The 12350-nt window shown below is 74.7% G+C and carries 6 protein-coding genes and 1 pseudogene; all 7 read left to right on the top strand.

The window, feature by feature from the left end; translation table 11 throughout:
• The first annotated feature begins 184 nt into the window (after positions 1–184).
• On the top strand, positions 185–1303 hold the full coding sequence (locus ACFV0O_RS14965; RefSeq protein ID WP_380341262.1) for a protein kinase: 1119 nt from the start codon (positions 185–187) through the stop codon (positions 1301–1303).
• Positions 1304–1464: 161 nt separating this feature from the next.
• Entirely contained in the window at positions 1465–3225 is a 1761-nt protein-coding gene (locus tag ACFV0O_RS14960) for a protein kinase (protein ID WP_380341259.1), read from the top strand.
• 117 nt (positions 3226–3342) lie between these two features.
• A complete protein-coding gene (locus tag ACFV0O_RS14955) occupies positions 3343–4974 on the top strand; it encodes a succinic semialdehyde dehydrogenase (RefSeq protein ID WP_380341256.1) in 1632 nt (543 codons plus the stop codon).
• Positions 4975–5033: 59 nt separating this feature from the next.
• Positions 5034–6896, top strand: coding sequence for a GMC oxidoreductase (locus tag ACFV0O_RS14950; RefSeq protein ID WP_380341254.1), 1863 nt, complete (start codon positions 5034–5036; stop codon positions 6894–6896).
• 405 nt (positions 6897–7301) lie between these two features.
• The gene (locus ACFV0O_RS14945) at positions 7302–9020 is read left to right on the top strand and encodes a proline-rich domain-containing protein (protein ID WP_380341251.1); all 1719 of its coding nucleotides are present in this window, start codon (positions 7302–7304) and stop codon (positions 9018–9020) included.
• A gap of 999 nt (positions 9021–10019) precedes the next feature.
• On the top strand, positions 10020–11588 hold the full coding sequence (gene guaA / locus ACFV0O_RS14940) for a glutamine-hydrolyzing GMP synthase (protein ID WP_380341249.1): 1569 nt from the start codon (positions 10020–10022) through the stop codon (positions 11586–11588).
• 220 nt (positions 11589–11808) lie between these two features.
• A pseudogene (locus ACFV0O_RS14935) lies at positions 11809–12345 on the top strand (DoxX family membrane protein); the annotation flags it as partial.
• Between the last annotated feature and the right edge of the window lie 5 nt (positions 12346–12350).

The raw sequence follows: 12350 nt of genomic DNA, 5'->3' as shown, positions 1-12350 counted from the left end.
CACCGGGCGACCGGCTCCTCGCCGTCGATGACGGCCCCTCGACGGTGCGGACGGCCTCCGCCGGGGCGGTCCGGTCGTCGTTCCCCGCCACCCGGAAGGCGGTGTCGACCGGTCAGGTCCGGTCCACCGGGCCGGGTGCGAAGGAGCCGCTCAGTAGGCTGCTCGGTGAGCGAGAGGAACTGGCATGCGAGGTGGCCCCGGGCAACTGCTGGCGGGACGGTACCGGCTGACGGACCGTCCCGAACCCTTCCGCGCCCACGCGGTGGACGAGCGGACCGGTGAATCGGTACTGCTGCGCGCCCTGGAACTGCCCGCGCTGCTGACCGCCGGTCAGGACCCGGAGGACGTGGTGCCCGCGCAGGCGGACCGGCTGGTGCGGCGGGTGGCGGCGGTCGGCTCGGCCGCGCCGGCCAAGCACCCGCGGCTGCTGCGCGGGGTCGGGGCCTTCGTCGAGGGCGAGCTGCTGTGGACGGCGGAGGAGCGCCCGGCCGGGCCGACGGCGGCCGACCTGCTGGTCGACGGGCCGGTGCAGCCCTACCGGGCGGCCGAGTTGGCGGCGGACCTGGCCGGCGCGCTGCGGGCGCTGCACGAGGCCGGCCTCACCCACGGCAACCTGACCGCCGATTCGGTACTGGTCTGCGAGGACGGCGCGGCGATGCTCGGCGGGTTGCTCGCCGGGGTGGCGCAGGAGGGGCTGGCCGAGGAGCTCGGCGGGCCGGGCGGGCGGCGCCGGTACGACGTACGGGCCACCCTGGTCGGCCCGGTGGCGGAGCGCTGGCCGCTCGACGGCGGCCCGGCGGGCGACTGCTGGGCGCTCGGGGTGTTGCTGCACCGGCTGGTCACCGGCCGCTCGCCGTACCCCGAGGGCGGTGTGCCGGAGCTGGTGACGGCCGTGCGGGACGGGCGGCGCGAGCACTCGGCGGCCTGCGGGCCGCTCGGGCCGCTGGTGGAGCGGCTGTTGCAGCCCGACCCGGTGCTGCGGCCGACCGCGGAGGCGGTGTGGCGGGAGCTGGCGGAGCTGCTGGCGGGCGCGCCGGAGCCGGTGGACGAGGAGCGGGTGGCGCGGGCGGTGACGCTGAAGCCGCAGGCGCCGTTGGTGGTGCGGCCGCGCCGGGGCGGCCGACGGGGCGCAGGATCCGGGAATTCCGGGAGTGCCGCGGCGGGCAACGGCCCCGGTGACGGGCCCGGCGGTGGCGGGAAACCGCCACGGATACCCCCCGCCCTCCTGGGACCGCTGCTGGTGGGGGGAGTCCTTGCCCTGCTGGCGCTGGGAATTGCCGCCGTGGTGCTGTTCGCAGGCTGACGGCCCGGACGGACCGGGTGTCGTCGCTCCGGGAGGCGGGCGTGATTACCGGGGGCGGCACGCTGCGCCTAATGTGTGCGTGGGATTTGTTCGAACAGTGGTCTGCACCAGGCCCTCCGTCGCGGTGACGGCAGGCGGAATGTGTGGGGGAGCGGTCGCAGATGGGTGTGCAGGACGGGCCGGAAGCGGCCGAGGCGGAGCGGTTGCTGGCCGGGCGTTACGAGCTCGGCGAGCGGCTCGGCCGTGGCGGCATGGGCACCGTCTGGCGGGCCTGGGACCGGATGCTCGACCGCGAGGTCGCGGTCAAGGAGCTGACCGTCAACCACCTCCCCGAGGAGGACCTGCAGATCCTGCACACCCGGATGAAGCGCGAGGCCAGCGCGGCCGCGCGGATCAAGCACCCCGGCGTGATCACCGTGCACGACGTGCTGGAGCAGGACGGCCGGCCGTGGATCGTGATGGAACTGGTCGACGGCCGCTCGCTGGCCGACGTGATCAGCCAGGACGGCACCCTGCAGCCGCGCGCCGCGGCCGAGGTCGGCAGTCAGGTGCTCGCCGCGCTGCACCGCGGCCACCAGCTGGGGGTGCTGCACCGGGACGTGAAGCCCGCCAACGTGCTGCTGGAGCGCGGCACCGGGCGGGTGGTGCTGCTGGACTTCGGCATCGCGAAGTACGAGGGCTCCACCGAGCTGACCCGGCCGGGCGACCTGGTGGGCTCGCCGGACTACCTGGCACCGGAGCGCGCCCAGGGCGAGCGCCCCGGACCGGCCTCCGACCTGTGGGGCCTCGGGGCGACGCTGTACGCGGCGGTCGAGGGCCAGTCGCCGTTCCGCCGGGACTCGCCGATCAGCACGCTGGCCGCGGTCGTCGACGAGCCGCTGCCGGAGTCGCGCCGGGCCGGGCCGCTGGGGCCGGTGCTGGCCGCGCTGATGGCCAAGGACCCGGACGAGCGCCCGACCGCGGACGAGGTGGCCAGGATGCTGGCCGAGGTCCAGGCCGGGCACACCATGGGCTTCAAGAGCGTCGCGCCGCTGCGGGCGCCCACCCAGTCGGTACCGGTGGTGGACCGCCGTGAGCACCCTGCGGAGACCGCGGAGGCCCCGGACGGGGGTGCCGAGGGCGCCGAAGGGCCGACCGAGCAGCACGCACCCGCCGGCACGCCCACGGCCACGGCCACGCCCGCCGTCCACGAGACCTCGGGCGGTGGGGCGGACGCCGCGCGGGCGCACACCGGGCCGGTCGCGCCGGTGGCGCACGCCGTCACGCCCGCGCGCGGCCCGGCCAAGCGCCGCAACACCGCCAGGATCGTCGCCGTCGCGGTGGCGGTCGGCCTGCTGGCGGCCGCCGGCACCTTCCTCGTCACCCGGCACGTGGTGGGCGGCGGTTCCGAGGAACCGACGCCGACCGCGCCGGTCGAGTCCACCGGGCCGGAGCCCACCACCGGCGCCAGCCCCTCGGCGGCGGCGCCCGACGGCTACCGCTGGGTCGACGACCCGGCCGGCTTCCGCTTCCCGCTGCCCTCGGGCACCCCGGCCTGGCAGCGCAGCACCACCTCCGACAACCAGATCTACTACAGCCCCGACAGCAAGACGCACTACCTGCAGTTCGCCGTCACCGCCGGACAGTCGGTGAAGCCGTTGGAGCACATGCGGCAGATGGAGGGCTCCGTCTCCAAGTCGCTGAAGGACTACAAGCAGCACAAGATGACCAGCGTCGCGGTCAACGGCCACGAGGCGGCCGTCTGGGAGTTCAGCTACGCCGCCCAGGGCGGCGGCCGACGCCGGGCCGTCGAGGCCGAGTTCATCGACGACGACGGCACCAGCTACGCGATCTACTCCTCCAGCCCGGAGCGGGGCAACGAGTGGACCGAGGCCGAACAGCGCTTCAACGCGGTGCTCCGCGACTTCACGCCGACCCGCTGAGCCGGGGCCGGCCGCGGGGAGGCTCCGGCGGCCGGGACGCCCGCTTTCGCCCGACTGCGGCAGATTCTTGTTACCCACGGGTACCGGACCGGCCGCCGAAGGCCTAGGCTGCGCCGTATGTCGGACCTCACAGCAGATGCAGTGGCCACCGAACACCCCGGCGCCGGCAACCCGGCGGCCCCCGGCGGGGCCAGGACCGTCGCGGCGGCCGTCCCGCCGTCCCTGGTCGACCGGCTGGCCGTCGGCGTCACCGCCACCGGCGAGCCCGACCTGGTGGAGACCGTCGCCCCGCTGACCGGCGAGCGGCTGGCCTGCCTGCCGCAGTCCACCCCGGCCGACGTCGAGGTCGCCTTCCAGCTGGCCCGCCGCGCCCAGACGGCCTGGGCCGCGCTGCCGGTGCGCCGACGCGCCGCCGTCCTGCTGCGCTTCCACGACCTGCTGCTCAAGCGGCAGGACGAGGTGCTCGACCTCATCCAGGCGGAGACCGGCAAGGCCCGGCTGCACGCCTTCGAGGAGGTGCTGGCCGTCGCCATGGCCGCCCGGCACTACGGGCGGACCGCCCACGCGTACCTCAAGGACAAGCGGCGCGGCGGCGCGCTGCCGGTGCTCACCCACGCGGTCGAGGCCCGCCGCCCCAAGGGCGTGATCGGCCACATCTCGCCCTGGAACTACCCGCTGGAGCTGTCCGTCGGCGACGCCCTGCCCGCCTTCGCGGCCGGCAACGCGGTGGTCAACAAGCCCGACACCCAGACCGCGCTGACCGCCCTGTGGGCCCGCGAGCTGCTCGTCGAGGCCGGGCTGCCGGCCGACCTGTGGCAGGTCGTGATCGGCGACGGGCCGGTGATCGGCCCCGCCGTGGTGGAGCACGCCGACTACGTCTCGTTCACCGGCTCCACCCGTACCGGCCGCGACGTCGCCCAGCGCGCCGCCGCCCGGCTCGTCGGCGCCTCGCTCGAACTCGGCGGCAAGAACGCCATGCTGGTGCTCTCCGACGCCGACCTCGACGCCGCCGCTGCGGGTGCCGTCCGGGCCTGCTTCTCCTCCGCCGGGCAGCTGTGCATCTCGATCGAGCGGCTGCTGGTGCACCGCTCGGTGGCCGACGAGTTCCTGGAGCGCTTCGCCGCCCGCACCCGGGCGCTGCGCCTCGGCGGCGGCCTCGCGTACGGCGCGGACATGGGCTCGCTGGTCTCCGTCCGCCAGCTGGAGACCACCACCCGGCACGTGGAGGAAGCGGTCAAGGCGGGCGCCACCGTGGTGGCGGGCGGGCACGCCCGGCCGGACCTCGGCCCGTTCTTCTTCGAGCCGACCATCCTCGACGACGTCACCCCGGAGATGGCGGTCTGCTCCGAGGAGACCTTCGGCCCGGTCGTCTCCGTCTACCGCTTCGACACCGAGGAGGAGGCGGTGGCCGCCGCCAACTCCACGCCCTACGGCCTGAACTCCAGCGTCTGGACCAAGGACCTGCGGCGCGGCCGGACGGTCGCGGCCCGGCTGCGCACCGGAACGGTCAACGTCAACGAGGCCTACGCGGCCGCGTACGGCTCGGTCGCCTCCCCGATGGGCGGCATGGGCGACTCCGGGCTGGGCCGCCGGCACGGCGCCGAGGGCATCCTGCGCTTCACCGAGGCGCAGACCATCGCGACCCAGCGGCTGATGCCGATCGCGCCCTCGTTCGGCCTGGACGACAAGCAGTTCGCCGCCGTGATGACCAGCGGGCTGCGCGCGCTCAAGGCGCTGCGCTTCAGGTAGGCCCGAGCGGCACGCGGGCCCCGCCGTCGTGCGGGGCCCGACCCGCGTTTCCCACAGGCATGTTCATCCCGGCGAAGGAGCGGTGGCAGATGGTGGAGTCCGGCGGTGCGGCGGAGTTCGACTACGACGTGGTCGTGGTCGGGTCCGGCTTCGGCGGATCGGTCGCGGCACTGCGGCTGACCGAGAAGGGCTACCGCGTCGCGGTCCTGGAGGCCGGGCGGCGCTTCGACCGGGACGAACTGCCCAAGAACTCCTGGGACCTGCAGAACTACCTGTGGGCACCGCAGCTCGGTCTGTACGGCATCCAGCGGATCCACCTGCTGGCCAACGTGCTGATCCTGGCCGGCGCCGGGGTCGGCGGCGGGTCGCTGAACTACGCCAACACCCTGTACGTGCCGCCGAAGGCCTTCTTCGAGGACCGCCAGTGGCGCCACATCACCGACTGGCAGGAGGAGCTGGCGCCGTTCTACGACCAGGCGCAGCGGATGCTCGGGGTCCGGCTGAACCCGACCGTCACCCCCTCCGACGTCCACCTCAAGGCGGCCGCCGAGCAGATGGGCGTCGCCGACACCTTCCACATGGCGCCGGTCGGGGTGTTCTTCGGCGACGGCGAGGACGCCGGGGGCACCTCCGGGGCGGGGTCCGGCGGAGGGGCGGTGAAGGCGGCGCCCGGTGAGGAGGTCGCCGACCCGTACTTCGGCGGCGCCGGCCCGGCCCGCAAGGCCTGCGTGGAGTGCGGCGAGTGCATGACCGGCTGCCGGCACGGCGCCAAGAACATGCTCACCGAGAACTACCTGTACCTGGCGGAGCGGGGCGGTGCGGAGATCCACCCGCTCACCACGGTGGCCCGGATCCGGGAGATCGGCGGGGCCGACGGGAGCCGCGGCTACGCCGTGGACGTGCGCCGCACCGACTCGCGCTCGAAGACGGACCGGGTGAAGGCGGGCGCGCGGACCGTCACCGCCGCCCGGGTGGTCGTCGCGGCCGGCACCTACGGCACCCAGTCGCTGCTGCACCGGATGCGCGCGGCCGGGCACCTGCCCCGGATCTCCGCCCGGCTCGGCGAGCTGACCCGCACCAACTCCGAGGCCCTGGTGGGCGCGCAGACCACCGACCGGCGCTACGGCGCCAAGGCGGACTTCACCAAGGGCGTCGCGATCACCTCCTCGATCCACCCGGACGCCAACACCCACATCGAGCCGGTCCGCTACGGCAAGGGCTCCAACGCGATGGGCGCGCTGTCGATCGCCCAGGTCAAGGGCGCCGGACGCGGCCCGCGCTGGCTGCGCTACCTGGGCAACTCGGTCCTCCACCCGGTGACCTTCGCCCGCTCGATGGACCAGCGCGGCTGGTCCGAGAAGACGATCATCGGCCTGGTGATGCAGTCGCTGGACAACTCGATCACCGTCTCGCTGAAGAAGGGCCCGCTCGGCAAGGACCGGCTCACCTCCAGCCAGGGCCACGGCGCCCCCAACCCGACCTGGATCCCGGCCGCCGAACGCGGCGCCCAGGCGCTGGCCGCCGAGATCAACGGCTTCGCGGGCAGCACCGTCGGCGAGATCTTCGACATCCCGATGACCGCGCACTTCCTCGGCGGCTGCCCGATCGGCGACGCTCCCGAGACCGGCGTGGTCGACCCGTACCACCGGCTGTACGGCTACCCCGGGATCAGCGTGGTGGACGGCGCGGCCGTCTCCGCCAACCTCGGCGTCAACCCCTCGCTCACCATCACCGCGCAGGCCGAGCGCGCCATGTCGATGTGGCCGAACAAGGGCGAGGCCGACCGGCGCCCGGAGCAGGACGAGGCGTACCGGCGGGTCACCCCGGTGGCGCCGCTGCGGCCGGCCGTGCCGGAGGGCGCGTTCGGCGCGCTGCGGCTGCCGCTGCTGCCCGTCCCGGAGGTCCCGAAGAAGCAGGGCTGAAGCCCCTGCGAAGGGCCAATCAGGGTGCCGGCGTTCCCGGTTGACATCCGTTCGGGTCCGATGGGATAAACGGGCTCCTTGGGGCAGCCCAGGGACTCGTCGAGCGGGGGGAACCGGTCCATGGCCAACTGCGCATCGTGCGGCGCGACTTCGGTGGAGGGGGCGTCGGCCTGCGGCTCGTGCGGGCGGCCGGTCGCGCCCCCGCCGCCGCCCGCAGTCCCGCCCGCAGTCCCGCCCGCAGTCCCGCTCGCCGCACCTCCGCCGGTGCCGCCCGCCGTGCCCCCGGCCGTACCCCCGCCGCGCGGTGCTCCCGGTGCGACCGGTTCATCCGGTGCGCCCGGCGCGCCCGGGAGCCCGCCGGGGTTCGCGGCGACGCCGCCGTACGGCCCCGGCGGGGGCCCGGCCGTGCCGCCCGCGGTGGGCAGTTGGGGCACCGGGACGCCGTACGCCCCTCAGTCACCCGTCCACCGCCTGCTCACCGGGGCGGACTGGCGCCCGGCCCTCAGGGCGGCCGTCGCGCCGACCCTCGTCCTGCTGCTGGCCGCACTGATCGCGGCCGTCCCGAGCGACTACCAGTACGAGTACCGGTTCCGGTCGCCGGACTTCGGCGACCGCTTCGGCGCGACGCTGTCGATGGCGCTGAACGCCCTCGGCGCGCCCTTCAGGATCGGGTACCAGAGCCCGCTGAGCCGGGGCCACGCCGAACGGATGGACATCGTGCTCCGGGTGGCGCCGATGACCGTCACCGTCCTGTGGTGCCTGGCGCTCTGGCGCGGCCTGCGGGCCGGGCTGCGCCGCCACAAGGCGGTGGTGGGACAGCTGACCCGCGCCCAGGCCGCCGGGGAGGCGCTGCGCACCGCCCTGGTCCTGGCCGGGGTGACCACGGTGCTCTGGGCAGTCGGCGGTACGACCTGGCAGCCGCGGGACACCTTCGACGTGCCCGACTACACCGGCACCAGCGGCCAGGACCTGTCCCGGCCGGTGATCACCGCGGGCGCCGGCTGGCTGGAGGCGGTCGGCTGGACCCTGCTGCTGGCCGGACTGCTGGCCTTCGTCGTCCACGGCACCGACGCGCTGCGCTGGGCGGCCTGGCGCAGCCGGTCGGTGCGCGGCTGGGCGGTCGCCGCGCTGAGCGCGGGCCAGGCGATGGCGGTGTCGGTGGCGCTGTCCGCGGTGGCGGCCTTCGTCCTGGTCGCGGCGAACAGCACGAGCGGTGGGCAGGTCGGGCTGGCGCTGGCCTTCCTGCCCAACCTCGGCCTGGCCCTGCTGGGCTTCGGCTCGGGGGCGACCTTCCAGGCCCACAGCGGCCTGACCGGCGGGGAGACGTCCTGGGGCAAGCGCAGCGAGGACCTGAACCTCTCCTTCTTCGACCTGCACGACCAGGTGACCGCCGACTGGCGCTGGGCCGGCCTGCTGGCGCTCGTCGCGGCGGGGACGCTCGGCTGGACGGCGCACCGGCGGCAGCTGGACGCGGCCGACCGGCTGCGGCTGGCGGCCGTGCACGCCGCGGCGCTCACCGTGCTGATGGCGGTGGCCGGGGCGATGGTGACCCGGACCTCGTCGATGGCGGGCTGGAGCCGGACCTCCGACCTGCAGGTGTCCCAGGAGAACGCGGTCGGGCTGACCTTCCTCACCGTCCTGGCGGCCAACGCGGTCTGGGCGCTGGCCGGTGCGCTGCTGGTGCCGCCGCTGCTGGCGGCGGTCCGCGGCGGTGGCGCGGGTGCCGGGTACGCCAAGGGCCCGTACGGCGGTGCGTCGTACGACGGTGCACCCGGGGGCGCGGCTCCGCATCCGTACACACCGCTGCCGCCCGTGCCGTCGGAGGTGCCGCCCGTGCCGGCGTCGCCGCACGGTGTTCCCGCGCACGGCGTTCCCGCGCAGGCCGGCCCGCGGCAGGACGTGCCGGGCGGGGGCGCTCCGGCGCACGACGTCCCGCTGCGGGCCGCCGCGCCGCAGGACGGGCCGCCCGCGCCCGGGAGCGGGGTGAGCGAGGTGCTCGGCTCGCACGAGGCGCCGCCCACCCCCGCGGCGGGGACCCGGGCCGGTGCGCCGACGGTCGCCGACGTGCCGTCCCCCCGGGGCGAGGAGCCGGTCGATCCGAGCGTCTGGCGCGAGCACCCCTGAGCCCGGCGGGCCCTGGAAAGGGCAAAGGGCCCCGCGGGGGAACGGGGCCCTTTGTCGCTCAGCACTCGGCGTCAGGGCCGCGCCGGTGCTGGGGTGACGGCGCCGGGGGAGGAGCGCCGTCGTGTCGGTTGGCTTCGGTCCGCGTCGCGGCTCCCGGTGCGGGTGGCCGTCGGTGCGGGGCGCGCACGCGCGTGGAACGGCTCGCGGCGCGCGGGTCTGCGCCGGTTCCTCGCTCACGGAGCGTGAAGTGAAAACCGCTGTCGCCTGGCTGTGCGGCGGCTGCGGCACGTCGTCGGCCGGCCTCCTCGGCTAGCCGTCAGGTCGCCGGGAGAAAGGCTTACAACGAGCATCGTGCTGGACGAGGGGCTCGCTCTGCAACCGATTCGGCACAGTTCGATCCGGTGCATGTGTTGCCGGGACAGCCGCCAATGATCACGGTGCGTAGTGGCCTGAGGGTTGCGGCGCACCGGGACGCGCGTAGCGGCGCGGGACTGACGGAGAAGTGCGCCGGGTGTGCACCGGCTCGGGCCGGGGGTGCGACGGCCGGTCCCGGGCGTCCCCGGACTCCGGCCGTCCCACCTCTCGGCCCAGTCGCGGCCGGGGTCGCTGTCCCCTGCTGGCCGGCCGCGGCACCCGCGCACGGTCCCACGGAGCCGCGCTCCCGGCAGACCGGGTGGCGGCGCCACGTGCGCCGGTGGACTGGGGTGAAGCTCCACGCGTGGTCCTGCAGCCGTACGGCGGTGCCCCCGCGGGGGTCGGTCGGCGCGTCTGGCGGACGCGGCGCGGCCGTGCGGTCGTCTGAAGCAACGAATCGCGGCCCCGCCCGGTCACGGCCCTTTGGACGTGCAGACGAGTGAAACCGGACAGCCCGGTAGAATCGGTGTCCAGACACCCCACACCCGTCGCCACCGCGTCCCCGCAGGGGGAGGCGGCTCCGCGTGACACCTCGATACCGCTGCCGGAAGGCCGTCTGTGTCCTCTGCAATTCCCGTCCAGTCCGTGCCGGAGAACGACACCGTCCTGGTGGTCGACTTCGGTGCCCAGTACGCCCAGCTCATCGCCCGTCGGGTGCGTGAGGCGCGGGTCTACAGCGAGATCGTGCCGAGCAGCATGCCGGTGGCCGAGATGCTCGCCAAGAACCCCAAGGCGATCATCCTCTCCGGTGGCCCGTCGTCGGTCTACGAAGAGGGCGCGCCGCAGATCGACCGCGCGATCTTCGAGGCCGGTGTCCCGGTCTTCGGGATGTGCTACGGCTTCCAGCTGATGGCCGTGACGCTCGGCGGCACCGTCGACAACACCGGCGCCCGCGAGTACGGCCGCACCCCGCTGGCCGTCTCCCGCGCCGGCTCCACCCTGTTCGAGGGTGTCCCCGCGCAGCACTCGGTGTGGATGTCGCACGGCGACGCCTGCTCCGCCGCGCCGGAGGGCTTCACCGTCACCGCCTCCACCGACGTGGTCCCGGTCGCCGCCTTCGAGAACGACGAGGCCCGCCTGTACGGCGTCCAGTACCACCCCGAGGTGCTGCACTCCGACCACGGCCAGCAGATCCTGGAGCACTTCCTCTACCGCGGCGCCGGCATCGCCCCGACCTGGACCACCGGCAGCGTGGTCGAGGAGCAGATCGCCCTGATCCGCGAGCAGGTCGGCACCAAGCGCGCGATCTGCGGCCTGTCCGGCGGCGTGGACTCCGCGGTCGCGGCCGCCCTGGTCAACAAGGCCATCGGTGACCGGCTGACCTGCGTCTACGTCGACCACGGCCTGATGCGCAAGGGCGAGACCGAGCAGGTCGAGAAGGACTTCGTGGCCGCCACCGGCGTGCAGCTGAAGGTCGTCGACGCCGCCGAGCGGTTCCTGAACGCGCTGAAGGGGGTCACCGACCCCGAGGAGAAGCGCAAGATCATCGGCCGGGAGTTCATCCGGGTCTTCGAGCAGGCCCAGGCCGAGATCATCGCCGAGGCCGGCTCGCAGGGCGAGTCGGTCGACTTCCTGGTCCAGGGCACCCTGTACCCGGACGTGGTGGAGTCCGGCGGCGGCACCGGCACCGCCAACATCAAGTCCCACCACAACGTGGGCGGCCTGCCCGAGGACCTGCAGTTCCAGCTGGTCGAGCCGCTGCGCAAGCTGTTCAAGGACGAGGTCCGGATGGTCGGCCAGGAGCTGGGCCTGCCGGAGGAGATCGTCCAGCGCCAGCCGTTCCCGGGCCCCGGCCTGGGCATCCGGATCGTCGGCGAGGTCACCCAGGAGCGCCTGGACCTGCTCCGCGACGCCGACGCGATCGCCCGCGAGGAGCTGACCGCGGCCGGTCTGGACCGCGAGATCTGGCAGTGCCCGGTCGTGCTGCTCGCCGACGTCCGCAGCGTGGGCGTGCAGGGCGACGGCCGCACCTACGGTCACCCGATCGTGCTGCGCCCGGTCTCGTCCGAGGACGCCATGACCGCCGACTGGTCGCGCCTGCCCTACGACGTGCTGGCCCGGATCTCCACCCGGATCACCAACGAGGTCCGCGACGTGAACCGCGTCGTCGTCGACGTCACCAGCAAGCCGCCGGGCACCATCGAGTGGGAGTAGGCACTCCCGCCGGCCGTCGGCGCCCGTCCTCGACGGGGGCCTGAGGCCGGAGCCTGAACGGTCGCGCCGTCGTTCCCGTATGCAAGGGAGCGGCGGCGCGACCGTTCGCGGTGCGGGAGCCGCTCCTCGGGTGGGACCTCCCACCGAAAGTGGGCAGGAGCGGGCAGAATGCGGACCGGACCTGTCAGGGAGTGGCAGGCCGAGAAGGAAGGTGTGCGGGATGTCGGAGGCCAGCAACGCGGAGCCGACCGGCGGGGGAGCGGCCGGCCGGGCCGACCGGGCGGCACAGTGGCGGGCGCTCGCGTCCGGGTACGCGCTGCTCCCGCTCCGGCTCTTCCTCGGAATCACCTTCGTCTACGCCGCCCTCGACAAGCTCTCCGACGCGCACTTCCTGGCCGGCGCGGGCGACCCGGCCTCCTTCGTCTCGCAGACCCAGGCCGCCAAGGCCGGCGGCAGCCCGATCTCCTTCCTGCTCGGCCCCGCCCTCGACCACCCGACCCTGTTCGCGCTCGCCATCGCCTTCGGCGAGCTGGCGGTCGGCCTCGGCACCCTGCTCGGCCTCTGGGGCCGGGTCGCCGCACTCGGCGGCGCGCTCCTCAACCTCAGCCTCTGGCTGACCGTCAGCTGGAGCGTCTCGCCGTACTACCTCGGCAACGACCTCGCCTACCTGATGGCCTGGACCCCGCTGGTGCTCGCCGGCACCCCGTACCTGTCCCTGGACGGCTACTTCGCCCGCCGGGCCGAGCGCGACCGCGGGCGGGG

It is taken from the genome of Kitasatospora sp. NPDC059577 (genome assembly GCF_042735475.1).
Lineage (GTDB): Bacteria > Actinomycetota > Actinomycetes > Streptomycetales > Streptomycetaceae > Kitasatospora.
This window is presented reverse-complemented; position numbering and strand designations above follow the sequence as displayed.

What these genes read in the sequence shown, in the direction of transcription:
- ACFV0O_RS14965 (WP_380341262.1), top strand. Translation starts at nt 185, where the DNA reads ATGCGAGGTGGCCCCGGGCAACTGCTGGCGGGACGGTACCGGCTGACG.
- ACFV0O_RS14960 (WP_380341259.1), top strand. Translation starts at nt 1,465, where the DNA reads ATGGGTGTGCAGGACGGGCCGGAAGCGGCCGAGGCGGAGCGGTTGCTG.
- ACFV0O_RS14955 (WP_380341256.1), top strand. Translation starts at nt 3,343, where the DNA reads ATGTCGGACCTCACAGCAGATGCAGTGGCCACCGAACACCCCGGCGCC.
- ACFV0O_RS14950 (WP_380341254.1), top strand. Translation starts at nt 5,034, where the DNA reads ATGTTCATCCCGGCGAAGGAGCGGTGGCAGATGGTGGAGTCCGGCGGT.